Source organism: Streptomyces longispororuber, from assembly GCF_024448165.1.
In the GTDB taxonomy this organism is placed as follows: Bacteria; Actinomycetota; Actinomycetes; order Streptomycetales; family Streptomycetaceae; genus Streptomyces; species Streptomyces longispororuber_A.
Window position 1 is genome coordinate 51592 of sequence record NZ_JAMOLN010000008.1, and the last position, 23682, is coordinate 75273.

At 71.9% G+C, this 23682-nt stretch carries 22 protein-coding genes; 4 read left to right on the forward strand and 18 right to left on the reverse strand.

Annotated features, from left to right (window positions below):
• The first annotated feature begins 25 nt into the window (after window positions 1–25).
• Window positions 26–604, forward strand: coding sequence for an isochorismatase family protein (locus M4J07_RS04030; protein WP_255967223.1), 579 nt, complete (start codon window positions 26–28; stop codon window positions 602–604).
• Window positions 605–614: 10 nt separating this feature from the next.
• Here M4J07_RS04030 and M4J07_RS04035 read toward each other — a convergent pair whose 3' ends face one another.
• The 15 genes from M4J07_RS04035 to M4J07_RS04105 all read right to left on the reverse strand — a co-directional run bounded on the left by M4J07_RS04035 (window position 615) and on the right by M4J07_RS04105 (window position 16226).
• Window positions 615–1250 (reverse strand): MBL fold metallo-hydrolase, encoded by a 636-nt coding sequence (locus tag M4J07_RS04035; RefSeq protein ID WP_255967225.1) that lies wholly within the window; start codon window positions 1248–1250, stop codon window positions 615–617.
• A gap of 16 nt (window positions 1251–1266) precedes the next feature.
• Window positions 1267–2556 carry a bifunctional 3-oxoadipate enol-lactonase/4-carboxymuconolactone decarboxylase PcaDC gene (gene pcaDC, locus M4J07_RS04040; protein WP_255967227.1) on the reverse strand — a complete coding sequence of 430 codons (1290 nt, stop codon included), beginning with the start codon at window positions 2554–2556 and terminating at the stop codon, window positions 1267–1269.
• A gap of 95 nt (window positions 2557–2651) precedes the next feature.
• Window positions 2652–3596 (reverse strand): DUF389 domain-containing protein, encoded by a 945-nt coding sequence (locus tag M4J07_RS04045; protein WP_255967229.1) that lies wholly within the window; start codon window positions 3594–3596, stop codon window positions 2652–2654.
• Window positions 3597–3630: 34 nt separating this feature from the next.
• On the reverse strand, window positions 3631–4212 hold the full coding sequence (locus tag M4J07_RS04050; protein WP_255967231.1) for a sugar kinase: 582 nt from the start codon (window positions 4210–4212) through the stop codon (window positions 3631–3633).
• A 30-nt stretch (window positions 4213–4242) separates the two neighbouring features.
• Window positions 4243–5382, reverse strand: coding sequence for an ROK family glucokinase (locus M4J07_RS04055; protein ID WP_255967234.1), 1140 nt, complete (start codon window positions 5380–5382; stop codon window positions 4243–4245).
• Between the two features lie 181 nt (window positions 5383–5563).
• Window positions 5564–6397: an ATP-binding cassette domain-containing protein gene (locus M4J07_RS04060; RefSeq protein ID WP_255967236.1), complete on the reverse strand. Its 834-nt coding sequence runs from the start codon at window positions 6395–6397 to the stop codon at window positions 5564–5566.
• Window positions 6394–7464 (reverse strand): ABC transporter permease, encoded by a 1071-nt coding sequence (locus M4J07_RS04065; protein ID WP_255967238.1) that lies wholly within the window; start codon window positions 7462–7464, stop codon window positions 6394–6396. Before M4J07_RS04065 ends, M4J07_RS04060 begins: the two co-directional genes overlap by 4 nt.
• Window positions 7461–8465 carry a sugar ABC transporter substrate-binding protein gene (locus M4J07_RS04070; protein WP_255967240.1) on the reverse strand — a complete coding sequence of 335 codons (1005 nt, stop codon included), beginning with the start codon at window positions 8463–8465 and terminating at the stop codon, window positions 7461–7463. The genes M4J07_RS04065 and M4J07_RS04070 overlap by 4 nt, the downstream gene beginning before the upstream one ends.
• Window positions 8466–8605: 140 nt before the next feature.
• Window positions 8606–9610 carry a sugar ABC transporter substrate-binding protein gene (locus M4J07_RS04075; protein ID WP_255967242.1) on the reverse strand — a complete coding sequence of 335 codons (1005 nt, stop codon included), beginning with the start codon at window positions 9608–9610 and terminating at the stop codon, window positions 8606–8608.
• 124 nt (window positions 9611–9734) lie between these two features.
• On the reverse strand, window positions 9735–10499 hold the full coding sequence (locus tag M4J07_RS04080) for a GntR family transcriptional regulator (protein ID WP_255967245.1): 765 nt from the start codon (window positions 10497–10499) through the stop codon (window positions 9735–9737).
• 62 nt (window positions 10500–10561) lie between these two features.
• On the reverse strand, window positions 10562–11560 hold the full coding sequence (locus tag M4J07_RS04085) for an ABC transporter ATP-binding protein (protein ID WP_255967246.1): 999 nt from the start codon (window positions 11558–11560) through the stop codon (window positions 10562–10564).
• On the reverse strand, window positions 11557–12663 hold the full coding sequence (locus tag M4J07_RS04090; protein WP_255967248.1) for an ABC transporter ATP-binding protein: 1107 nt from the start codon (window positions 12661–12663) through the stop codon (window positions 11557–11559). Before M4J07_RS04090 ends, M4J07_RS04085 begins: the two co-directional genes overlap by 4 nt.
• Window positions 12660–13541, reverse strand: a complete 882-nt coding sequence (locus M4J07_RS04095; protein ID WP_255967250.1) for an ABC transporter permease — start codon at window positions 13539–13541, stop codon at window positions 12660–12662. Before M4J07_RS04095 ends, M4J07_RS04090 begins: the two co-directional genes overlap by 4 nt.
• The gene (locus tag M4J07_RS04100; RefSeq protein ID WP_255967252.1) at window positions 13538–14527 is read right to left on the reverse strand and encodes an ABC transporter permease; all 990 of its coding nucleotides are present in this window, start codon (window positions 14525–14527) and stop codon (window positions 13538–13540) included. Before M4J07_RS04100 ends, M4J07_RS04095 begins: the two co-directional genes overlap by 4 nt.
• A 10-nt stretch (window positions 14528–14537) precedes the next feature.
• Entirely contained in the window at window positions 14538–16226 is a 1689-nt protein-coding gene (locus M4J07_RS04105; RefSeq protein WP_255967253.1) for an ABC transporter substrate-binding protein, read from the reverse strand.
• Between the two features lie 241 nt (window positions 16227–16467).
• Between M4J07_RS04105 and M4J07_RS04110 the strand changes: the two genes are divergently transcribed.
• From M4J07_RS04110 to M4J07_RS04120, 3 genes are all read left to right on the forward strand, one after another.
• Window positions 16468–17487: a LacI family DNA-binding transcriptional regulator gene (locus M4J07_RS04110; RefSeq protein WP_255967254.1), complete on the forward strand. Its 1020-nt coding sequence runs from the start codon at window positions 16468–16470 to the stop codon at window positions 17485–17487.
• Between the two features lie 152 nt (window positions 17488–17639).
• Window positions 17640–19583, forward strand: a complete 1944-nt coding sequence (locus M4J07_RS04115; RefSeq protein WP_255967255.1) for a cellulase family glycosylhydrolase — start codon at window positions 17640–17642, stop codon at window positions 19581–19583.
• A gap of 82 nt (window positions 19584–19665) precedes the next feature.
• Window positions 19666–20664 carry a Gfo/Idh/MocA family protein gene (locus tag M4J07_RS04120; protein WP_255967256.1) on the forward strand — a complete coding sequence of 333 codons (999 nt, stop codon included), beginning with the start codon at window positions 19666–19668 and terminating at the stop codon, window positions 20662–20664.
• Window positions 20665–20715: 51 nt separating this feature from the next.
• Here the strand turns inward: M4J07_RS04120 and M4J07_RS04125 are convergent, their stop codons facing one another.
• Genes M4J07_RS04125 through M4J07_RS04135 form a run of 3 tightly spaced genes read right to left on the reverse strand, consistent with a single transcriptional unit; the run spans window position 20716 to window position 23639 of the window.
• On the reverse strand, window positions 20716–21132 hold the full coding sequence (locus M4J07_RS04125) for a PaaI family thioesterase (RefSeq protein WP_255967258.1): 417 nt from the start codon (window positions 21130–21132) through the stop codon (window positions 20716–20718).
• A 22-nt stretch (window positions 21133–21154) separates the two neighbouring features.
• Window positions 21155–22354, reverse strand: coding sequence for a cytochrome P450 family protein (locus tag M4J07_RS04130; protein WP_255967260.1), 1200 nt, complete (start codon window positions 22352–22354; stop codon window positions 21155–21157).
• A gap of 43 nt (window positions 22355–22397) precedes the next feature.
• Window positions 22398–23639 carry an ROK family transcriptional regulator gene (locus M4J07_RS04135; RefSeq protein ID WP_255967262.1) on the reverse strand — a complete coding sequence of 414 codons (1242 nt, stop codon included), beginning with the start codon at window positions 23637–23639 and terminating at the stop codon, window positions 22398–22400.
• Window positions 23640–23682 lie beyond the last annotated feature (43 nt).

Consider the following 23682-nt stretch of genomic DNA (forward strand, 5'->3'; position numbering starts at 1 on the left):
CTGTTAGGCAGGTAGCCTGCCGAACATGAGCACCAAGAGCCCCCTCTCCCTCGACGAGCGCCCCGCGCTCGTCCTCATCGACCTCCAGAACGGCATCCTCGGCCTGCCGACCGTGCACCCCTCCGACGGCGTCCTGAAGAACGCCGTGCGGCTCGCCGACGCCTTCCGCGCCAAGGGCCTGCCGGTGGTGCGGGTGCGCGTCGCCTGGTCGCCGGACGGCGGTGACCTGCCGGTGAGCCGGTCCGCCGCGCCGGGGCTCACGCAGGCGCCGCCCGCCGAGTTCGCCGCGTTCCCCGACGAGCTCGGGCCGCTCGGCGACGACATCGTGATCACCAAGCGGCACTGGGGCGCGTTCACGGGCACCGAGCTGGACCTCCAGCTGCGCCGGCGCGGGGTCACCCAGATCGTGCTCGGCGGCATCTCGACGTCGATCGGCGTCGAGTCGACCGCGCGCTCCGCGTTCGAGCTGAGCTACCACCTGGTGGTGGTCGACGACGCGACGACCGACACGGACGCCGCGTCGCACGAGCACACCTTCGGCAAGATCTTCCCGCGGATCGCCGAGCTCGGTTCGACCGAGGACGTGCTGCGGCTCCTCGGCTGACCGGCCGGAGTCAGATCCGGGCCGCGTCGCCCGGCGTCAGCCGCAGGTGCTCCGTGCCGCCGAGCGCGCCGATCTGGTTGTCGTAGATCGGGCGCGCGAGGTCGGTCAGGAGCGCGTCGTGGATGTCGTAGGCGCGGCGCGGCTTGACCTCGCGCACGTAGTCGATGACCTCGGAGATCTTGTTCCAGGGCGCCATGACGGGCAGCATCAGCGTCTCGACCGGCTGGTCGGGGACGGTGAGGGCGTCGCCGGGGTGGAAGACGGTGCCGCCGTCGACGAGGTAGCCGACGTTCGTGATGCGCGGGATGTCGGGGTGGATGACGGCGTGCAGTTCGCCGTGGACCTGGACGTCGAAGCCCGCGGCCGTGAACGTGTCGCCGTGGCCGACCGTGTGGACGCGGCCGGGGAACGCCGTCGAGATCTTCCCCGCGACCGACGCCAGGGTCCAGATGTGCGCGCCGGGGGTGGCCTCCATCCCGGCGCGCAGCCGGTTCTCGTCGAAGTGGTCCGGGTGCTCGTGCGTCACGAGGATCGCGTCGGCGCCGAGGGCGGCGTCCTCCTCGGAGAAGCCGCCCGGGTCGATGACGAGCGTCTGTCCGTCCTTCTCCAGACGGACGCAGGCATGGGTCTTCTTCGTGAGCTTCATGCCTCCCATCCTGCGCTCACTCCTGCGGTGTCGTCTCCTCGCGGATGACCTGCTGGGCCACCTTGAACGCGGAGTTCGCCGCGGGCACACCGCAGTAGACCGCTGTCTGGAGCAGGATCTCCTTGATCTCGTCGGCGGTCAGGCCGTTGCGCAGGGCGGCGCGGGTGTGGAAGGCCAGTTCGTCCAGGTGACCGCCCGCGACGAGGGCCGTGAGCGTCACGGACGAGCGCATCCGGCGGTCCAGGCCCGGCCGGTTCCAGACCTCGCCCCACGCGTAGCGGGTGATGAGCTCCTGGAAGTCGCCGGAGAACGCGTCGGCCGCGGCCAGGGCCCGGTCCACGTGCGCGTCGCCGAGGACCTCGCGGCGCACCTTCAGGCCCGCGTCGTGCGGGTCGGGGCGGACGGCGGCCTCGGGCTGCACGGCGGCCGCTATCTCGGCGACGGGGGCGGCGGGCGGGGGCGGCGGCGCGAGGACCGGCTTGACCGGGGCCGCCGGGATGGCGTGCTGGCCGGTCTCGTAGGCGGGCAGCCAGGCCGTGGAGAAGTGCCGTACGAGGAGGTCGGTGACGGCCGCGGGCTGCTCGACCGGCGCCAGGTGCGAGGCGCCGGGCACCACCGCGAGGCGGGCGTCCGGGATGCCGGCGACCAGGGTGCGGGCCTCGGCGGGTCCGGTCACCTGGTCCTCGGAGCCGACCAGGACCAGCGTCGGGACCCCGATGCTGCCGAGCTCCGCGCGGATGTCGAAGGCGGCGAGCGCCTCGCAGGCGGCGATGTAGCAGCCCGGGTCGGTGGTGCGCACCATCTGCACGGCCCAGTCCGTGATGGCGGGCTGTGCCGCCGCGAAGCCGGACGTGAACCAGCGCTCGGGCGACGTACGGGCGATGGGGTCGAGGCCGTTGCTGCGCACGATGACGCCGCGCTGGCGGAACTCATCGGCCGTGCCGAACCGGGGCGAGGCCGCGATCAGGGCCAGGGACGCGACGCGCTCGGGGTGGCGCAGCGCCAGCTCCGCGCCGAGCGCGCCGCCGAGCGAGCAGCCCGCGTACCCGAACCGCTGCACGCCCGCCTCGTCGAGGGTCGCGAGCAGCCGGTCCGCGAGCTCCGCGACGGAACCGGCCGGGTGGGCGCCCGCGCCGCCGTGCCCGGGCAGGTCGAAGCGGAACACCCGCCACTGCCGGGCCAGCTCGGCGATCTGCCGGTCCCACATGTGACGGGTCGTACCGAGGGACGGTCCCAGGACCAGGACCGGCGCGTCGTCGGGCCCGTCGAGGCCGTACTCCAGAGGCTTGTTCGTCGTCGTGCTCACGCGCCCACGCTGCCATACGGCGGACCGGGAAACGACAGCGGGTCACAGGTGTGGAGAGGTCCGGCCAGGTTGGTTCCGCTCGCGTGAAGGTGTGTTCACATCAGCCTCACCGACCGGTCCCGGTGGCCGAAGCGGGCCCACAGGACGCGTTGCAGGAGCAGCGTGCCGATGCCGGCGACGAGCATGCCGGCCAGGTTCACGCCGAGTTGGGTGAAGGAGGCGCTGACCTCCTCCCAGTGGGCGAGCGGCACGGCGACCGCGATGTTGCCCGCCGCCGGGACCGTGGTGACCGAGATGAAGACCCCGACGAGCGAGGACGACTTGCCCGCGGTCAGCGCCAGGATTCCGGCGATCCCGGCGAGGACCGCCACGATGAACGACCACCGGTCGGGATGGATGATGAAGTCCGTCAGCGGCCGGTCGTCGAGCATCTCCGGGGTGATCCAGCCCAGACCCCGGCTGACGGCGGCGCAGGCGGCCGTCACGGCCATGGCGACGGCGAAGCCCGCGACCAGCGACCACACGGCGGTGCCGACGAAGCGAGGCCGCCGGTGCACGATCCCGAAGCAGACGGCGGCCACCGGGCCGAACTCCGGTCCCAGCACCATCGCGCCGACGATCAGGATCGGCTGGTCGAGGAGTACGCCGATGGCGGCGATCTGCGTCGCCAGCGCGAGGAAGGCGAGATAGGACCACGTCATCCGGGTGTCGGCGGTCACGCGTGCGGCCAGTTCGGCCCAGACGACCGCGTCGGCCGGGTCGCCGGGAGCGGCCTCCTCGGCCCGCTCGGCGGCGGTGGAGATCGACAGGTCGATCTGTTCCACCGTGATGGCGCCGGTGTCCTTGAGGCCCAACTCCCCCAGGTCGCCCAGTACTTGGTTGGCGGCCTCCCTGGCGACGTCGAACTCCACCACGTCGCCGGGCGGTGCGGTGGCGGCGCCCAGGAAGCGCACGACGTTGACGACGCCCACGGACTGCCCCGTGATGCGCAGGACGTCGTCGGTGCGGTCGGCCGGACTGATCACTCTCACATGCAGCACGGGACGCATTGTGCCCCGGCGCCGTCGGGTTCGGTCAGGGTTCCGTGGTGGAGACGACGTAGACCATCGGGTGGTCCGGGTTCGAGCGGTTCACGACGATGCTCTGCGTCGGCTTCGGGTCGGGCTGGTCGTGGGTCAGGCCGTACCAGGGGCCGGGGCCCGAGAAGTTCCAGCCCGCCACGGACCGGTCGCGGTCGCTGATCGGGAGGGCGTTCCTCTTCAGGTCGGAGGCGTCGCTGTCGATCTTCTCCAGGAACGAGTCGAGGCCCTTGTCGCTGGTGAGGAACTGCGCGTACAGGCGGCTGACCTTGTAGTTGTTCGTCTCGTAGTAGGCGACGTTGCGCGAGTGGGCCGGGATCGGGATCTCGTAGAGCCGGCGCTGCACCTTGGACGGCCAGCCGATGGTGAGGCCGGTCGCGGAGTACTTGGCCTCCTTGTCCTTGCCGCTGTTGCGGCTCTGGTCGGCGGAGATCACCAGGTATCCGGCGGGGATGCCGATGAGCAGCACGATGGTCAGGAGCGTGAGGGCACGGCGGCGGATCACGCGGCGGCGGGCCTCGGCCCGGCGCGACTCCTCGTCGTCGGGGGACGAGGGCTGGCGGGGCACGGTCGTCATGGTGGGCATTTCCTGTCGCTGTTCCCGGCCCTAGCCTTCGGCACCGCTGCGGGTACGGGTGTAGCGCTCGTATCGCTCGTAGCGCTCCACGCGGCGGCGCTTGGCGCGGCGGAAGCGGCGGGCGACCAGGCGGGCCAGGTCCGCGGCGCCGACCATGCCGGCCTCCGGGCCGAGCTGGGCGCGGGCGATCCGGGCCTCGGGGCGGTAGCCGCGGCCGGTCAGCTGGCGCTTGAAGGCGTCCCTGGCGGGGGCGATGAGCAGGTCGTCGGCGGCGCTCACACCGCCGCCGATGACGAAGCAGGACGGGTCGAGGGCGGCGGCGAGGTTGGCGATGCCGACGCCGAGCCACTGGCCGATGTCCTGGAGCAGCTCGACGCACATGGCGTCGCCCTCGCGGGCCAGCTCCGTGATGAGGGGGCCGGTGATGTCGGGGATGTTGCCCTTGACCCGGTCGATGATGTTGTACGCGACCGGGGAGTCGGCCGCGGCCAGCTCACGGGCCTCGCGGACCAGCGCGTTGCCCGAGCTGTACTGCTCCCAGCAGCCGCGGTTGCCGCACGGGCAGCGGTGTCCGCCGGGGACGACCTGCATATGGCCGAACTCGCCGGCGACGCCGTACTTCCCTCGCTTGACCTGGCCGTCCTCCAGGATCGCGCCGCCGATGCCGGTGCCCAGCGTGATCATGACCAGGTGGTCCTCGCCACGGCCCGCGCCGAACCGCCACTCCGCCCAGGCGGCCGTGTTCGCGTCGTTGTCGACGAGCACCGGAACCGCGAGGCGGCCCGCGAGGCGGTCGCGGAGCGGTTCGTTGCGCCAGGACAGGTGGGGGGCGAACAGGACGCGGTTGCGGTCCGCGTCGACCCAGCCCGCCGCGCCGATGCCGACCGCGTGCACGTCGTGCCGGTCGGACAGGTCGAGGACCAGCTCGCAGATCGTGTCCTCGACGACCTTCGGGCTCTTCGACTTGTCCGGGGTCTCCGTGCGGAGCGTCTCCAGGATGGTGCCGTCCGCGTCGACGACGCCCGCCATCACCTTCGTGCCGCCGATGTCGATGCCGACCGTCGGGACGCGGGGGGCGGTCAGGTGCGAGCGGCGTTCCCTGGTGCCGACCGTCCGCAGGACGGTGGCCCGTGCGCTGCCACGGTGTGCGAGGTCGCGGTAGGTGCTCATTGCGGCGATTCTGCCTCACGCAACGGCTCCGCCGCATGCCGGGTTTCGCGCCCCAGGGGCGGGGCGGCGGGTGTTTCGTGGGCGGGTGCGGGTGCGCGGGGAACTGCGCGAGCAACCGCGGACGGCCCGCACCCGCCCACGCGCAGGACCCGGCGGACGGGCCGGCGCGTCGGGCGGGGCGCTACTTCTCGGTGCCGTCGGGCGTGTGGCCGCCCAGATGCGTGGGCACCGGTGCCCGTTCCAGCTCGTGCCGGAGGTCGTCCAGTTCGGAGCCGCCCGCCATCTGCCGGGTGAGCTCGTCGAGGGTGATCTCCTCGCGCGCGTGGCTGCCGAACATCGCGCCGCGCTTGAGCAGCACGAACCGGTCGCCGACGAGGTACGCGTGGTGCGGGTTGTGCGTGATGAGGACCACGCCGAGACCCGCGTCACGCGCGGCCGCCACGTACTTGAGGACGACGCCCGACTGCTTGACGCCGAGCGCCGCGGTCGGCTCGTCCAGGACGAGGACCTTCGCGCCGAAGTAGACGGCCCGGGCGATCGCCACGCACTGGCGCTCACCACCGGACAGCGTGCCGATGGGCTGGTCGACGTCGCGCAGGTCGATGCCCATGCGGAGCAGCTCCGTGCGGGTCGTGCGGCGCATCAGGTCGACGTCCATGCGCCGGAAGGGGCCCTTGCCCTTCGTCGGCTCGGAGCCGAGGAAGAAGTTGCGCCACACCGGCATGAGCGGGACGACGGCGAGGTCCTGGTAGACCGTGGCGATGCCGAGGTCCAGGGCCTGCCGGGGGTTGGAGAGCTTCGTCTCCTCGCCCTCGATCCGGAAGGAGCCCGCGTCGTGCTGGTGCAGACCCGCGATGATCTTGATCAGGGTCGACTTGCCGGCACCGTTGTCGCCGAGCACGCAGGAGATCTCGCCCGCGTTCACGACGAGCGACACGTCCTCCAGGGCGCGGATGTTCCCGTAGTACTTGCTGACGCCGTCGAGCTCCACGAGGGGAGCGCGGTCTTCCGTCATTTGCTCGCCTCCGCGCGCTTGCGGACCCACGCGTTGAGCAGGGTCGCGAGGAGCAGCATCGCTCCGAGGAAGAACTTGAACCAGTCGGAGTTCCACTCGGCGAACACGATGCCCTTGCTGGTCATGCCGAAGATCAGGGCGCCGATGGCGGCGCCGACCGCGGAGCCGTAGCCGCCGGTGATCAGACAGCCGCCGATGACGGCCGCGACGATGTAGATCAGCTCATTGCCGACGCCCTCGCCGGACTGCACGACGTCGTACGAGAAGAGCAGGTGCTGGCCGGAGATCCAGGCGCCGAAGGCGACGCCCATGTAGAGGCCGATCTTCGTCTTGTTGACCGGGACGCCCACGGCGCGGGCCGCGTCCACGTCGCCGCCGACCGCGAAGATCCAGTTGCCGACGCGGGTGCGCAGCAGGATCCAGGTCGCGACCAGGACCAGGGCGAGCCACCAGATGATCGTGATCTTGAAGTCGACGCCGCCGATGGTGAACGTCGAGGCGAAGACGTCCTTGGCCGAGGAGAAGCCCTCCATGTCGGCGATCGACTTGGTCGACACCGTGCCGCTGATCAGCTTGGTGAAGCCCAGGTTCATGCCGGTGAGCATCAGGAACGTGCCCAGCGTGATGATGAAGCTGGGGAGCTTGGTGCGGGTCAGCATGACGCCGTTGAAGACGCCGATGGCGAGGGTGACCAGGAGCGAGACGCCGACGCCCACCCAGGTGTTCGCCGTCATCTGGTAGCTGAACATCGAGGAGACCAGCGCCGACGACGTCACCAGGACGCCCGCCGACAGGTCGAACTCGCCGCCGATCATCAGCAGCGCGACCGGGACGGCCATGATGCCGAGGGTCGACGACGCGTACAGCACGGTCGCCAGGCTGGACGCCTGGAGGAAGCTGTCCGCGATGATCGAGAAGAAGAGGAAGACGGCGATCGCGCCGACCACCGAACCGAGCTCGGGGCGGCCGAGCAGCTTCTTCCAGGGCGAGCTCCGCACGAGCCGTTCGTCGGGCTGCGGCCCGGGCGGCCCGCTTCCCGGGTGCTTCTCGGGCACCGTCGTGGTCATCGTGTCCCCCGCTTCGCGTATTCCTCCAGCTCGGCGGCCTGTTCCTTGGTGACGATCTGCGGTCCGGTGAGGACCGGCTTGCCGCCGCCGAGCACGTTGGCGTTGTACTTGTAGAGCCAGAGCAGGTCCACGGCCTCGTAGCCCTGGAGGTAGGGCTGCTGGTCGACGGCGAAGCCGAGGCTGTCGTCCTGGAGGCCCTGGGCGACCTTCTCGTTCAGGTCGAACGTCTCGATCTCGGCCTTGCTGCCCGCGTCCTGCTTCGCCTTCACGGCGGTGGCGGCGAACGGCGCGCCCAGCGTGACGACGGCGTCGATGGACTTGTCGGACTGCAGCTTGGCCTCGATGGAGGACTGCACGTCGGGCATGTTGGTGCCCTCGACGTAGAGGTTCGTCATCGTGCCGTCGAACGTCGACTTCGCACCGGCGCAGCGCTGCTCGTGCCCGACGTTGCCCTGCTCGTGCAGGACGCAGAGGGCCTTCTTCTTGCCGCGCTTGTTGAGCTCGTCGCCGACGGCCTCACCGGCGATCGTCTCGTCCTGGCCGATGTGCGCGAGCGCGCCGAACTTCTTGGACTCCTCGGAGCCCGAGTTCACCGTGATGACCGGGATCCCGGCCTTCTCGGCGCGGGCCACGGCCGCCTTCATGGCGTCCGGCTTGGCGAGCGTGACGATGATGCCGTCGACCTTCTTGTCGATGGCGGCGTCCACGAGCTGCGCCTGCTGCTGGGCCTCGTCGCTGTGCGAGTAGAGGAAGTTGATGTTGTCCTTGACCGCCGCCTGCTTGGCGCCGCTCTGGACGATGTCCCAGAAGGTGTCGCCGTCGCCCGAGTGGGTGATCATGGAGACCGTCCAGCGGGGCGTGTCGACCGCGGCCTTGCCCTGGGCCTGCTGCGCTTTCCTGGCGTCCTCCGCCCGCTTGCCGCCGGTGCTGCTGCACCCGGCCAGCGTGAGGCCGAGGGCCCCCGCTACGGCGATGCTCACCCAGGTCCGAAACCGTGCCACGAGGCCGTGCCCTTCTTGGTCTGCTGCGTCGTTCACCGGGATCGGCGGCGAGCCGGTCACGGCGGACCGTTTGCCGGTCCTTGGGGACCACTTTGCGGTCCCAAACGCACAAGTATGGGTCACGGGGATCATGCATCCATTCACCGGGTACCGCGCGCGGTGTACTTCTCCAGCTGCGGCACGTCCTTCTCGGTGACGAGGGCGGGGCCGGTGAAGACGGGCTTTCCGCCGCCGAGGACGTTCGCGTTCGTCTTGTACAGCCACAGTTCGTCGACGGCCAGATAGCCCTGCAGATACGGCTGCTGGTCCACGGCGAAGGCCACCTCCTTGGCCTTCAGCCGCCGTACGACCTCGGCGTTCAGGTCGAACGTGGCGATCTCCGCCTTGCTGCCGGCGTCGTCCTTCGCCTTCACGGCGAGCGCCGCGATGGGCGCGCCGAGCGCGACGATCCCGTCGATGGACTTGTCGGCCTGGAGCTTGGCCTCGATGGAGGACTGGGAGCCGGGGGCGTTGGTGCCGTCCACGTTCAGGTTCTCGACGGTGCCCTTGAACGTCTTGCGCACGCCGTCGCAGCGCTGCTCCAGCGAGACGTTGCCCTGCTCGTGGATGACGCAGAGGACCTTCTTCTTGCCCTGGTCCGCCAGCTCGGTGCCGACGGCCTCGCCGGCCACCGACTCCTCCTGGCCGATGTGACTGAGCGCGCCGAACTTCGCCGAGAACTCGGAGCCGGAGTTGATGGAGACGACCGGGATGCCGGCCTCCTTCGCCTTGCCGAGGACCGCCTGCATGGCCTGCGGCTTGGCGAGGGTGACGACGATCCCGTCGACCTTCTTGTCGATCGCCGCCTGGACCAGCTCCGCCTGTCCCTTGGCCTCCTTGTCGTTGGAGTACAGGAACTGGACGTTGTCCTTGGCCGCCGCCTGCTTGGCGCCGCTCTGCACGATGTCCCAGAAGGTGTCGCCCTCGCCGGAGTGCGTCACCATCGCGATCTTGAGGCGCGGTGTGTTCACGCCCTGGCCGCCGCCACCGCCGGAGGCGTCCGGTTTGTCCTCGGAGTCCTTGCCGCCCGAGCCACTGCATCCGACGGCGAGGGCGATCACCGCGACGAGGGCCGCGGCCGTGCGGGCTGTACGCGTCGTGCGCATGGTGGAGCCACCTCTCCTCCGGCCGCCCGGTGCGGCTGGAGGTGTTTGTAGCGGGGTCCCACGGCAGCGTCAATGAATTTGTCAGAACATTCGGACGTCGTGCCCGTTCCGTGTCCCGGCGCACTCAGGACCGGACGAGGAGCTGGAACTCGAAGGAGTAGCGGGACGCCCGGTACGTGTGGGAGCCGAACTCGACCGCGCGCCCCTTGTCGTCGAACGTGGTCCGCTGCATGGTCAGCAGCGGCGCCCCGGTCGGCTCGCCGAGCCGCTCGCCCTCCTCGGCCGTGGCGGCACGGGCCCCGACCGACTGGCGGGCGCTGTGCAGCGTGATGCCCGCGGCCCGCATCAGCCGGTACAGGCCGGTGGCCTCCAGCCGGGCGTCCTCCAGGGCGAGCAGTCCGGTCGGCAGGTGGTTGCAGAGGTACGCGACGGGTTCGCCGTGGGCGAGCCGGAGCCGCTCGATGCGGTGCACGTCCTCGCCCTCGCCGATCGCCAGGGCGGCGGCGACCTCCGCGGAGGCGGGCACCAGCGTGTTGCCGAGGACCCGGGTCTCGGGCCGCTGCCCGGCCGCCTCCAGGTCGTCGTAGAGGCTGCTCAGCTCCAGTGGGCGCTTGACCTGGCTGTGCACGACCTGGGTGCCGACGCCGCGGCGCCGCACGAGCAGCCCCTTGTCGACGAGGGACTGGATGGCCTGGCGGACGGTGGGCCGGGACAGGCCGAGGCGGCCCGCCAGCTCGATCTCGTTGCCGAGCAGGCTGCCCGGGGTCAGCGCGCCGCGCTCGATCGCCGCCTCCAGCTGCTGGGAGAGCTGGAAGTACAGCGGGACCGGGCTGCTGCGGTCGACGCTGAGTTCGAGGTGGGAGGTCGGGTCGGCTACGGGTTTGGCCACGGGGCGAGATTAGCGGCGGGAGAAGTTGACGGGAAGTCCGGAAGTTCGATTGTCCGGACAAATCAGAGCCCGGCGGGGGCGACGTCGTCCGTGTGCAGCCAGCAGCGGGCCTCGTGTCCCGCGCCGCCGACGGCCACCACGGGCGGCGCCTGCCCGCAGCGGTCGGTGGCGAAGGGGCAGCGGGCGCGGAACCGGCAGCCGCCGCCGTCCCTCGCCGCCTCCCGCAGCTCGGCCGTGCGGGTGCCGCGCGCCGCGAGCCGGGCGGCCCTGGCCTCGCGGGCCCGCTCCCGTGACCCGGCGGCGCCCGGTGCGGCGGACGCGAGGAGCCGGGTGTAGGGGTGCCGGGGGCGCAGGATGACCTCGTCGCTGGGGCCCCGCTCGACGATCTGGCCGCGGTACATGACCATCACGTCGGCCGCGAAGTGCCGGGCGGTGGCCAGGTCGTGGGTGACGTAGAGGAGAGCGAGCCGGCGCTCCTCCTTCAGCCGGTCGAGCAGACCGAGGATCTCCAGGCGGATGGAGACGTCGAGCATGGAGACGGGCTCGTCGGCCAGGAGGACGGCGGGCCCGGGTGCCAGCGCCCGGGCGATGGCGACGCGCTGGCGCTGGCCGCCGGAGAGTTCGTGGGGCCTTCGGCGGGCGATGTCGGCGGCCGGGGCGAGGTTGACCGAGTCGAGCAGGGCCTCGGTGCGCGCGTCGACGTCGGCGCGGGTCGCCCGGCCGCTGACCAGGAGCGGCCTGCGCAGGTGGTGGCCGACGGTGTGTGCGGGGTTGAGGGAGGCGAAGGGGTCCTGGAACACCATCTGTACGGTGCGGCGGTACGCGGCGTCGCGGGTGCGCTCCGCGCCGCCGAGCCGCACCCGTCCCCCGCTGGGCGCGACGAGGCGCGACAGGGCGCGCACCACGGTCGACTTCCCGCTGCCGCTCTCGCCGACCAGGGCGAGGGTGTGGCCGGGGTGCAGGGCGAAGGTGACCTCGTCGACGGCGCGCAGCGGCGTGGTGCCGCGCCGTTTGAAGTCGACGGTGAGCCGGTCGACCTCCAGGGCGGGTGAGGCGTTCACCGGTATCTCCCTTCGGACGAGGACGAGGACGAGGGGGGCGCGCCTTCAGGGGCGCGGACGGTGTCGGTGTGCGGCTCCGCCGCGTGGGCGCGGGCAGCCACGTCGGACGGCGGCGCGGCGGCGTCTCCCCCGCCCGGCAGGTGACAGGCCACCGCCGACGACCCGGCACCCGCCGGCTCCGGCCGCTCCACCCGGCACCGCTCCATCACGGACTCGCACCGCGGGGCGAACGCACACCCCGCCTCCGCCACCCGCAGGTCCGGCGGCTGCCCCGGAATCCCGCGCAGGTCCCGCCGCTCCCCGGTGAGCGCGGGAAACGACCGCAACAAGCCCCGCGTATAGGGATGGGCGGCGCCGCCCGCGGCGACGGTCGCCGTGTCGGCGTACTCCACCACCCGCCCCGCGTACATCACGGCCAGCCGGTCACTGATCTCCAGGAGCAGGTTCAGGTCGTGCGTGATGAAGACGACGGCGAAGCCGAGCCGCTCCCGCAGCTGCTCGATCTCGTCGAGGATCTCGCGCTGCACGACCACGTCGAGCGCCGTCGTCGGCTCGTCCATGATGACGACGTCGGGTTCGAGGGCGAGCGCCATCGCGATGGCGACGCGCTGGCGCATCCCGCCGGACAGCTCGTGCGGATGCGACCGCAGCCGCCCCGCGTCGATGCCGACCAGCTCCAGCAACTCCCCGCCCCGGGCCCGCCGTTGCGTCGCGGACAGCCCGGGCCGGTGCGCCCGGAAAACGTCGTCGAACTGGCGGCCCACCGTGGTCACCGGATTGAGCGCGTTCATGGCGCTCTGGAAGACCATGGCGAGGCGCGTCCAGCGCACGGCCCGCAGCGCGTCCCGGTCGAGGGCGTACAGGTCGTCGCCGTCCAGCGTCACCGTGCCGCCGGCCAGCCGGCCCGGCGGTTGCAGCAGCCGGGCGAGTGCGTACGCGAGGGTGGACTTGCCGCAGCCCGACTCCCCCGCGATGCCGAGGAGTTCGCCGCGGCGCAGCTCCAGGGAGACGTCGCGCACGGCGCGGGTGGGGCGGCCGTCGCCGGAGTCGTAGACGACGTCCACGTGCTCGGCGGCGAGGATCACATCGGACGGCGGCGTCATCGGGGCCTCCGCGCGCGCAGTCGGGGGTCGAGGATCTCGTCGAGCCCGAAGCTGATCAGGGAGAGGGCCGCGCCGAGCACGGCGATGGCGAGGCCCGGCGGGACGAACCACCACCAGGAGCCGCCCGCGAGCGCCTCCGCGTTCTGCGCGAAGTAGAGCATCGTGCCCCAGGTGAGGTTGGCCGGGTCGTCCAGGCCGAGGAAGGCGAGCGAGGCCTGGGTGAGCACCGCGAAGATCACGGCGAAGATGAACTGCGAGACGATGATGGCGAGTTCGTTGGGGAGGATCTCGACGAGGACGATCCGGCGCCGGCTCTCGCCGTAGAGCCGCGCCGCCAGGACGTAGTCCCGGGTCCGCAGCGACAGCGTCTGGGCGCGCAGCACCCGCGCCGACGCCGCCCACGTCGTCAGGGCGATGACGAGGATCGTGGACGCGGTGCCCGCGCCGACGTACGCGGCGACGACGATGACGAGCGGCAGACCGGGGACGACGAGGAAGACGTTGCTGAGGAGCGACAGGGCCTCGTCGGTGAGGCCGCCCGCGAAGCCGCCGCCGATGCCGACGACGACCGAGACGGCCGTGGCGACCAGGGCCGCCGCGCCGCCGATGAGCAGGGTGCCGCGGGTGGCGACGACGAACTGGGCGAAGACGTCCTGGCCGGTCTGGGTGGTGCCCAGCCAGTGGGTGGCGGACGGCGACCGGGTCAGGTCGGGGCCGATCTCGTTCGGGTCGCCTAGGAACAGCGGGCCGAGCAGGGCCGTCAGGACGAGTACCGCCAGGACGCCGAGGCCGATCCGCAGCCGGCGCGAGCGCAGGGCCGCGCGGAGCCGGCCGGCCCGGGGTGCGGGCGCGGCGAGCGCGGTGACGGGCGCGGTCATGAGGCGGCCTGCCGGGTGCGCGGGTCGATGACGGCGTACACGAGGTCGACGAGGAAGTTCGCGGCGAGTACCGCGAAGGTGATCATCAGGAAGACCGCCTGCATGAGGGGGTAGTCGTTGTTGGTGACGGCCTGGAGCATCGTGTAGCCCATGCCGGGATAGGAGAAGACGATCTCCATCACGAGCGAGCCGCTGACGATGAAGCCGAGGGTGATCGCGAATCCGGCGACCGAGGGCAGGACCGCGTTGCGGGCGGCGTAGCCGATCATCACCGTACGGGGGCGCAGGCCCTTCGCCTCGGCGGCGATCACGTAGTCCTCGGCCAGGGTCGACACCATCATGTTGCGCATGCCGAGCATCCAGCCGCCGACCGAGCTGAGCACGATGGTGACGGCGGGCAGGATGCCGTGCTCGACGGCGGAGCCGAGGAAGGCGCCGCTGAATCCGATGTCGTACGTCTCGTCGTAGCCGCCGCCCTGCGGCAGCAACGGCCAGACCTGGCTGGTCAGATAGAGCAGGAGCAGGGCCACCCAGAAGTAGGGGACGGCCGCCAGGAACGTCGCCGACGGGATCAGCGCGTCGAGCCGGCCGCCGCGGCGCCAGCCGGCGAGCGTGCCGAGGGTGATGCCGAGGACGACGCTGAGCAGGGTCGCCATGCCGACGAGGACGAGGGTCCAGGGCACGGCCTGCCGGACGACGTCGCCGACCGGGGTCGGGAAGTAGGTGATGGACAGGCCGAAGTCGAGGTGCAGGAGGGAGCCGAGGTACTCGCCGTACTGCTGGGCGAGGTTGCCGTCGCCGAGGCCGAGCATGGCCCGCAGCGACTCCTCCTGTCCGCTGGTGACGGATCCGCCGACGCCCTGCATGCGGGCGAGCATCAGCTGGACGGGATCGCCCGGGATCAGCCGCGGCAGCAGGAAGTTGAGGGTGACCGCGAGCCAGGCGGCGATCGCGTAGAAGCCGAGCTTGCGCAGGATGTGACGCATGGCCGCGGCCCTACTTCGACGACGTGGCCGGCTTGAGGCGGGCGGCGACCCAGCCGCCGTCCGGGTCGAGCCAGACGGAGGGGGCGGCGTAGAGCTTGTCCTCGGTGGGGTAGCCGGTGACGTTGTTGCCGTTGAACTCGGCCTCGTTCTGCGCGGCGAACAGCGGGATCAGCGGCATGCCGTCGATGAACTCCCGCTGGATCGTGTAGTAGTGCGGCTTCTGCTTCGCCAGGTCGGTGGTGTCGGCGATCGCGGCGAGGGCCTTGTCGACGGTCGGGTTCCGGTAGCGGCCGTAGTTGCCGACGTTGGTGGTCTTGCCGATGGCGGGGGCGATCGCGCTGTCGAGGAGCTGGTCGTAGTAGGCGCGCGGGTCGGGCGTGTATCCGTAGTTGGAGAGCAGGAGCTGGAAGCGGCCGGTGGACTGGGCGTTGGCGAACTGCGCGTAGGCGACCGCCTTGATGTTGAGCTCGATGCCCGCCTTCTTGAGCTGCTGCTTGGCCATCTGGGCGACGCTGATGTAGTCGGTCCAGCCGGAGACGAGCGTGAGGTCGAGGCTGAGCTTCTTGCCGTCCTTGGTCCAGTTGCCGCCGCTCTTCTCGTACCCGGCGGCCTTCATGTGCGCGTCGACCTTGTCCTGGCCGGTCTCGAACGTCGCGTCCTTGAGGGACGGGTCGAGGACCGATTCGAAGTTGGGGCGGAGCAGGGCCGTCGGGCTGATGGCGGGGGCCTGGCCGTCGTAGACGCTCTTGCTCATGAAGTCGCGGTCGAGGGCGGCGCTGATCGCCTTGCGGACGTCGGGGTCGGCGGTGGGGCCCTGGGCGGCGTTCGGCACGAAGTAGGTGACCGCGAGGGGGATGTTGACGAGAGCGAACTTGGGGTTCTTGTCGAGGTAGTTCTTCTTGATGTCGGGGATGAAGCCGCCCGCCCAGTCGGTGCGGCCCGAACTGATCGCCGCCGTCGCGGCGTTGTTGCCGCTGAAGGAGAGGTAGCGCATCGTCTTGAAGCCGGGCAGGCCCTTGATGTAGTAGTCGTCGCGCGCGGTGAGGTCGAGGGTGGTGCCCTTGACGGACTTCACCTTCCAGGGGCCGGTGCCGACGGGGTCGGTGTTGAGGTCGGTCTTCTTCTTGCTGTCCGGGATCTTCGACCAGATGTGCTTCGGCAGCATCTTCAGCTTGCCGAGGATGAAGTACTCCTTGGTGTACGCCGGTTGGGAGAAGGTGAGGCGTACGGAGTTCTTGCCGCTCGTGGTGATCGTGTCGAGCGGGAGGGCGAACTGGTTGAGCTCCTCGTTGTCCTTGGCGATCCGGAAGGTGTACGCCACGTCGTCGGCGGTGAACGGCTTGCCGTCGTTCCAGGTGACGCCCGAACGCAGGGTGATGGTCAGGGACTTGCCGGAGTCGCCCCACTTGTAGGCGGTGCCGAGCCAGTCGTCGACCTCGCCCGCCTTGGCGGCGTTGAAGTGGAACAGCGGCTCGTAGATCATCCCGTGGGTCGCCTGGAGGGGCTGGGGCGCGAACGGGTTGAAGTTGCGGACGAAGTTGCCGGTGGAGCCGGTCGACACGGTGAGCACACCGCCGCGGCCTGCGCCGCCGTCGTCGCCCCCGCCGCCGCAGGCGGCCAGTGAGGCGGAGAGGAGGAGGGCCGTTCCCGCGGCGACGATGCGACGGCGGCTCGGCGGGGAGGGTGGGGCGGCAGTCATGACGGATTCCCTTGCTCTCGCTGTGGCACAGGGTGCTAAGGGGGTGCTGTGGGGGTGCTCGTGGAGCGCTGCCGCATTCGGTGGTCCGCGCACCGTCGGCGCCGTGAAAGTAGACGCGTGCGAAAGTGGCTGTCAATGCGCTCGCGGCAAACTCGTGAGAATTCAACTGAACCGGATTAGCGGGGCAGTTCATCGAATACCGTCGAACGAGCAGGCCACTCCCCGGGGAAGGGAATCGTCAGTGAAGCGACCCACCATGGCGGACATCGCGCGCCGCGCCGGCGTCACGAAGGCCGCCGTGTCCTTCGCGCTCAACGACCGGCCGGGGGTCTCCGCACCCACCCGGCGGCGCATCCTCGCGATAGCCGAGGAGCTGGGCTGGCAGCCCAACAGTGCGGCGCGGGCGCTGTCCGACGGCAGGGCGGGGGCGTTCGGTCTGGTCATCGACCGGCCGGCGCGCACCCTCGGCCTCGAACCGTTCTTCATGCAGCTGGTCTCCGGCATCCAGGCCGAACTCATCACGGACGCCACTCCGTTGGTCTTCACGATGGCCGAGGACCAGGCGGCGGAGATCGCCCTGTACCGGGCCTGGTGGGCGCAGCGCCGGGTGGACGGGGTGTTCCTGGTGGACCTCAAGGCGGACGACGCGCGCGTCGAGGTCCTGGAGGAGCTCGGCATGCCGGGGGTGGTGATCGGGGCGCCGGTCGGGACGGGCCGGCTGCCCGCGGTGTGGAGCGACGACGGGGTCGCGGTGCGCACGGTCGTCGGCCGGCTCGCGGAGCTCGGGCACCGCCGGATCGCCCGGGTCAGCGGCCCGTCGGTACTGCGCCACACCATCATCAGGACGGACGCGTTCGCCACGTCCGTACGGGAGTTGGGGATCGCGGGCCGGATCGTCGAGGCCGACTACAGCGGCGAGCGGGGCGCGGCGGCGACGCGTGAGCTGCTCGCCGCGGGTCCGGACCGGCCGACGGCGATCCTGTACGACAACGACGTGATGGCGGTGGCCGGACTGACCGCCGCGCAGGCCGCCGGGGTGCGGGTGCCGGACGACCTGTCCGTGGTGGCGTGGGACGACTCGGCGCTGTGCGAGCTGGTGCATCCGCCGCTGACCGCGCTCAGCCGGGACATCGCGGCCTACGGCGCGCACGCGGCGCGCCGGCTGCGGGAGGCGGCGGGCGGGCGCGAGGTGGGTGACCTGGAGGATTCGCCGCCGCGGCTGACGGTGCGCGGCAGCGTGGGCCCGGCACCGCTCCCGTAAACCGGTTAATCGATCATTCTCGGGGCTGCGTGCGGTATTGACGCTAAACCGGTACAGCGGTTCACTCGTCATCCAGTACGCGGCACGCCCGTCCGCACGGGCCGCGCTTCTCGTCATCGCTCATGTCACCCATTTTCAGGGAGAGTTCGCCGATGCCGCGTTCCGCTGCCCGGATTTCCCCCGACGGCCGCCCGGTGACCTGGATCGGGGCCAACTTCTGGTCCCGTTCGGGCGGTCCGCTGATGTGGCGCTCGTACGATCCCGGGCTCGTCGCCGAGGAGCTGCGCGTCCTGCGCGACCACGGCCTGAACATGACGCGCTCGTTCTTCTACTGGCCGGACTTCATGCCGGAGCCCGACCGGATCGACGAGGAGCTGTGCGGGCACTACGCCGACTTCCTCGACCGGCACCACGCGCTCGGCCTGACGACCGTCCCGACGTTCCTGGTGGGCCACATGTCCGGGGAGAACTGGGACCCGGCCTGGCGCGGCGGGCGCGATCTGTACGGCGACGTGTGGCTGGTGGCGCGGCAGGCGTGGTTCGTGCGCGAGATCACCCGCCGCTTCAAGGACCATCCGGCGGTGGCGGGCTGGCTGATCTCGAACGAGATGCCGATCTACGGGGCGCGCGACACGGCCCGTGACGTGGTGGAGTCCTGGGCCCAGTTGGTCGTCGACGCCGTCCGGGCGGGCGGCGGCACGCAGCCCGTGTCGCTCGGCGACGGGGCCTGGGGCATCGAGAACTCCGGGCACGACAACGGCTTCTCGGTACGGGACGCGGCCCGCCTGTGCGACTGGCTGGGGCCGCACGTGTACCGGATGGAGAACGACCCGGTGCGCCAGCACTACGCGGCGGCCTGGGTCTGCGAGCTGACGTCGACGTTCGACCGGCCGGTGATCCTGGAGGAGTTCGGGATCACGTCGGCGTTCGCCTCGGACGAGAACGCGGCCACGTACTACCGCCAGGCGCTCCACAACAGCCTGCTGTCCGGCGCCACCGGCTGGATCGCCTGGAACAACACGGACTACGACACCCCCGCCCTGCGCGCGCAGCCGCCCTACCGCCACCACGCCTTCGAGCTGTACTTCGGCCTGACGGACAGCGCGGGCCGCCCCAAGCCGCAGCTGTCCGAACTGCGCGCCTTCTCCGAGGTCCTGGCCGACGTGGAGTGGGAGCGGTGCGCGCGGGCGGACACGGACACGGCGCTCGTCGTGTCCTCGTACCTCGACACGCCGTACCCGTTCACCCGGGCCGAGGACCGGTCGTACGTGCAGGAGACCGGGCGGCAGGCGTGGATCGCGGCGCGGCTCGCCGACGCGCCGGCCACGGTGGTGCGGGAGAGCGACGGGGAGCTGCCGGACGGGTACCGGCTCTATCTGGCGCCGTCCGTCAAGCAGTTGCTCGCGCCGACCTGGTACCGCCTGGAGGAGCTGGCGCGCGGCGGGGCGACCGTGTACGTGTCGTACTCGCCGGGCGCACACGAGGAGCAGCGCGGCCCGTGGTACGCGCGCCTCGACGAACTCTTCGGCGTGCGGCACCAGTTGACGTACGGGCTGGTGAACCCCATCGAGGACGACGAGGTCACGTTCGCCTTCGAGCGGGACTTCGGGAGCCTGGGGGCGGGGACGCGGCTCACGCTGCGGGCGGCCGGGACGGAGCACAGCCGGTGCTTCCTGCCGGTGGCGGCCGGGGAGGGCGCCGAGGTGGTGGCCGTCGACGGGCGCGGGCGGCCCGCGCTGGTGGAGCGGGCGGTCGGGGCGGGGCGGCTCGTCCTGTGCACCTACCCCGTGGAGCACATGGCCGCCGTGACGCCGCGGGTGAACCCGGAGGCGACCGGCGTGCTCTACGACGCGCTCGCCGTGCGGGCCGGGGTGCGCAGGCCGGTGACCGTGGCCGACCAGCGGGTGGCGGTGGACCTCGTCGAGCACGCGGCCGGGCACCGGTGGGTGTGGCTGGTCAGCCAGTGCGCCACCGAGCTCCCGGTGAAGCCGGTGGTCGCGCGGGGGTGGCGGCTGACGACCCGCACGGGCGAGTCCGCGGAGGCGGTGACGCTGCCGCCGTACGGGGTGCTCGTGCTGCGCCTCGACGCGGTCTGAGGCCGGGCCCCGCCCCGCTCGGGCAGGTGTTTGTCAGGACAAAGGATTGACAGCACCTGGGCGGGACGGCACGTTGGGTGCCATGCGCATCGGACTCATCGGAACGGGCCGTATCGGCACATTTCACGCTGGCGTTCTGGAGCGGTACCGGGAGGTGGGATCGCTCGTCGTCACCGACGCGGAGCCCGCACGGGCCGTCGCCCTGGCCGACCGGATCGGGGCGACGGCGGCGCCGAGCGTCGACGACCTCTTCGTCTGGGGCGTCGACGCCCTCGTCATCACCGCCGCGACCGCCGCGCACGCCGAGCTGATCGGCCGGGCGGCGCGGGCCGGACTCCCGGTGTTCTGCGAGAAGCCGATCGCGCTCGACCTGCCCGGGACGCTGGCCGCGCTGCACGAGGTGGAGGCGGCGGGCACGGTGCTCCAGCTCGGCTTCCAGCGGCGCTTCGACGCCGGGTACACGGCCGCGCGGGAGGCCGTGCGCTCGGGACGCCTGGGCCGGCTGCACACGGTGCGGGCCCTCACCTCCGACCCGGCGCCGCCGCCCGCCGCGTACCTGCCGCTGTCCGGCGGGCTCTACCGGGACTGCCTGGTGCACGACTTCGACGCGCTGCGGTGGGTGACGGGGCGGGAGGTCGTCGAGGTGTACGCGGCCGGGTCCGACGCCGGGCCCGCCATGTTCCGGGAGGCGGGGGACGTGGACACGGCCGCCGTCGTACTGACCCTGGACGACGGGACGCTGGCCACGGCGACGGCGACGCGGTGCAACGGGGCCGGGTACGACGTGCGGATGGAGCTCTCGGGCGAGCGGGACACCGTGGTCGTCGGCCTCGACGACCGGACGCCGATCGCCTCGACCGAACCCGAGGGGCCGCCGGCCGCGGACAAGCCGTGGCCGGGCTTCCTGGAGCGCTTCGCCCCGGCGTACGAGGCCGAACTGAAGGCGTTCGTGGACGTGGTCAGGGGCGAGCGCGCCAATCCCTGCGACGGCTGGGAGGCGCTGCGGGCGCTGCGGGTCGCGGAGGCGTGCGAGGTCTCACGGCGCGAGCGGAGGGTCGTACGGGTCGACGAGGTGGCGTAGTCGACCGGTGCGGCCGGGGGTGACTGGTGGGGCGGGTGCGGAAGGCCCCGCTCAGACCGTGAGCACCGTGCCCTGCGCCACCGCGCACAGCTTCTCCGTGCCGTCCTCGTCCACCGTCACGAGATCCGCCCGGACCACCGCCTGCCTGCGCCCCGCGCTGACCACCTCGGCGCGGGCGGAGAGGGTCACGCCCCGGGCCGGGCGGACGTACTGGATCGAGAAGCCGGAGGTGAGGACGGACGGGCCGAGGGCGGCGCCCGCCGCGAACGTCAGGGCGTTGTCCGCGGCGTAGGACAGGACTCCGCCGTGCAGGAAACCGTTCTGCTGCTGGAGTTCGGGCCTGATGTCCAGTTCGAGGGTGGCCGCGTCGTCGCCGAAAGCGGTGATGCGGGCCTGGACGAGGCGGCTGAACGGCTGGGCGTCCAGGGTCTTCCGGGCGAGTTCCAGGTCGAAGACGGGCGCGGACATACGGAGGTCCTCCAGGGCGTGGCTACCAGCGGACCCGCAGTCTACGAACCCCGCGGATCAGCACCCCGGGCAGCCAGGCGTCCGACGTCCCGTCGAGCGCCAGGTCCGGGCAGCGCTCCAGCAGGGAGCGCAGCGCGATGCGGCCCTCCAGGCGGGCCAGCGGCGCGCCCAGGCAGTAGTGGATGCCGTGGCCGAACGCCAGATGGCCGCGCGGGTCGCGGCGGATGTCGAAGCGGTCGGGCGCGGGGAAGCGCTCCGGGTCGCGGTCGGCGTTCGCGATGCAGATGACGACCGGCGCGCCCGCCGGGATCACCGTGCCGCCGATGTCGACCGGCTCGGCGGCGAAGCGGTGCGTGGCCGTCTCGACCGGGCCGTCGTAGCGGAGCATCTCCTCCACGGCGCCGTCCAGGAGGCTCATGTCGGCGCGCAGCGCGGCGAGTTGGCCGGGGTGGTCGAGCAGCGCCCGCACGCCGTTCCCGATCAGGTTCACCGTGGTCTCGTGGCCGGCGATGAGCAGCAGGAAGGCCATGCCCCGCAGTTCGTCGCCGGACAGCCGGTCGCCGTCCTCCGCCGTGGTCCTGATCAGCGCGCTCAGGAGATCGTCGGCGGGCGCCGAGCAGCGCTTGTCCTCGATCAACTCGTCCAGGAATCCGGCGAGTTCGACATGGGCCTCGTACGCCTCCTCGTCGGACGTCGGCGCCACCATCTGCGTCGACATCCGGCGGAACCGGTCGCGGTCGATGTCGGGCACGCCGAGCAGTTCACAGATGACGACGAAGGGCAGCGGGAAGGCGAGGGAGGCGATCAGGTCGGCGCTGCCGCGCGGGACCATCTCGTCGAGCAGCTCGTCGGTGATCTTCTGGACGCGCGGGGCGAGGGCCGCGACCCGGCGCGGGGTGAACTCGCGGGTGACGAGCGAGCGCAGCCTGCCGTGCTCGGGCGGGTCGGCGAAGAGCAGGTGCGGTCCGATGAGGTCGCCGTCCATGCCCCACGGCGGGCTCTTGACCAGGCGCGGGTCGGTGAACGCGGCGCGCGCCGCCTCGTGCCCCACGATCAGCCAGAGCTCCTCGGCCGGGCCGGGGCCCGGGGTGCGCACCTGGTGGACCTGGCCGAGGGCGCGCAGCTTCTCGTACACCGCGTACGGGTCGGCGTAGTACCCGTCCCTGCCGCCCTCCGCGTACTCCCCCAGGTCGACGATCCCGGCTCCGGCCCCGTCCACCATGTGCGCTCTCCCTCTCGCTGCGGCGACCCCGTCCCCACGGTGTCTAACTCGCCCCGCTGACGATCCGTTCCCGGCGCGCGCCGCCGGTCTCCAGGAACCGGGCCAGCGGCAGGGTCGCCGCGCCGACGGTGACGGCGTCGGTGCCGAGCCGGCCGAGTTCGACGGTGGTCTGGGCGAACGGGTGGCGCAGCGCGTACGCGGCGGCGGCCCGGCGCACCGGGTCGATGAGCCGCGGGCCGAGCAGCAGGCCCGCCCAGCCGCCGACGACGATCCGCTCGGGGTTGAACAGGTTGACCAGGTCGGCGATGCCCGCACCGAGGAACTCGGCCGTCTCGTCGAGGAGTTGGCCGGTCGACGGGTCGTCGAGGAGTTCGGCGAGCGCGCCCTCCTCGTCGGGTGACGTCCAGCTGCCGCCGGCCTCCCGCCAGCGCTCCAGGAGCGCCTCCGCGCCGACGTACGCCTCCAGGCAGCCGCGGGCGCCGCACCGGCACTCCCGGCCGCCGACCCGCAGGACGGTGTGGCCCCACTCCCCCGCGCTGCTGGACGAGCCCTGGTAGGGCACGCCGTCGGCGATGACGCAGGCGCCGACGCCGGAGCCGATGAGGGTGATCACGGCGTTCCGGGCGCCGCGGCCCGCGCCGAACCACATCTCGGCGCGGCCCAGGGTCTTGGCGCCGTTGTCGATGAACAGGGGCAGTTCCGGCGGGAGTTCACCGGGGGCCCGGAGCATCGCCTCCAGGGGTACGGCGTCCCAGCCGATGGTCTGGCCGTGCACGACGGCGCCGCTGGGCCCCGAGGCGTCGACGATGCCGGGCACGCCGATGCCGACGCCGACGATCGAGCCGGGCTCGACGTCCGCCTCGCGGAGGACCCGGGTCAGGCCGGCGGCGATGAGGCGGACGACGTCCTGGGCGTCGTACTTCCCGCCGGGCCGTCCGTCGGGCAACGGCGCGTCCACCCGGGCGAGTTCGCTCAGCGCCAGGTCGAACAGCTCGACGCGCACCCGGGTCTCGCCGACGTCGACGCCCACGAGGTGCCCGCTGCCGGGCGCGACCCGCAGCAGCGTGCGCGGCCGGCCGCCGTCGGAGTCCACGGACCCGGCCTCCTCCAGGAGGCCGTCGGCGACGAGTTCGGCGACGACGTTGCTGATGGAGCCCGAGCTGAGCGCCGTCAGCGGCCCCAGTTCCTGCCTGCTGAGCGGCCCGTCGAAGTAGAGCTTGCTCAATACGGTGGCCCGGTTGTTGCGCCGCAGATCGCGCACCGTCCGCCGGCGTGGTCCTGCCATGCCTCGCTCCCGCCCCTTCACCCGACTTCGCCGAACGCTTAGA

Bases quoted from the DNA above. Each gene is read 5' to 3' on its own strand.
- M4J07_RS04030 (WP_255967223.1), top strand. From the start codon at position 26: ATGAGCACCAAGAGCCCCCTCTCCCTCGACGAGCGCCCCGCGCTCGTC.
- M4J07_RS04035 (WP_255967225.1), bottom strand. From the start codon at position 1,250: ATGAAGCTCACGAAGAAGACCCATGCCTGCGTCCGTCTGGAGAAGGAC.
- M4J07_RS04050 (WP_255967231.1), bottom strand. From the start codon at position 4,212: ATGACGACCGTGCCCCGCCAGCCCTCGTCCCCCGACGACGAGGAGTCG.
- M4J07_RS04055 (WP_255967234.1), bottom strand. From the start codon at position 5,382: ATGAGCACCTACCGCGACCTCGCACACCGTGGCAGCGCACGGGCCACC.
- M4J07_RS04060 (WP_255967236.1), bottom strand. From the start codon at position 6,397: ATGACGGAAGACCGCGCTCCCCTCGTGGAGCTCGACGGCGTCAGCAAG.
- M4J07_RS04065 (WP_255967238.1), bottom strand. From the start codon at position 7,464: ATGACCACGACGGTGCCCGAGAAGCACCCGGGAAGCGGGCCGCCCGGG.
- M4J07_RS04075 (WP_255967242.1), bottom strand. From the start codon at position 9,610: ATGCGCACGACGCGTACAGCCCGCACGGCCGCGGCCCTCGTCGCGGTG.
- M4J07_RS04090 (WP_255967248.1), bottom strand. From the start codon at position 12,663: ATGACGCCGCCGTCCGATGTGATCCTCGCCGCCGAGCACGTGGACGTC.
- M4J07_RS04095 (WP_255967250.1), bottom strand. From the start codon at position 13,541: ATGACCGCGCCCGTCACCGCGCTCGCCGCGCCCGCACCCCGGGCCGGC.
- M4J07_RS04100 (WP_255967252.1), bottom strand. From the start codon at position 14,527: ATGCGTCACATCCTGCGCAAGCTCGGCTTCTACGCGATCGCCGCCTGG.
- M4J07_RS04105 (WP_255967253.1), bottom strand. From the start codon at position 16,226: ATGACTGCCGCCCCACCCTCCCCGCCGAGCCGCCGTCGCATCGTCGCC.
- M4J07_RS04115 (WP_255967255.1), top strand. From the start codon at position 17,640: ATGCCGCGTTCCGCTGCCCGGATTTCCCCCGACGGCCGCCCGGTGACC.
- M4J07_RS04120 (WP_255967256.1), top strand. From the start codon at position 19,666: ATGCGCATCGGACTCATCGGAACGGGCCGTATCGGCACATTTCACGCT.
- M4J07_RS04125 (WP_255967258.1), bottom strand. From the start codon at position 21,132: ATGTCCGCGCCCGTCTTCGACCTGGAACTCGCCCGGAAGACCCTGGAC.
- M4J07_RS04130 (WP_255967260.1), bottom strand. From the start codon at position 22,354: ATGGTGGACGGGGCCGGAGCCGGGATCGTCGACCTGGGGGAGTACGCG.
- M4J07_RS04135 (WP_255967262.1), bottom strand. From the start codon at position 23,639: ATGGCAGGACCACGCCGGCGGACGGTGCGCGATCTGCGGCGCAACAAC.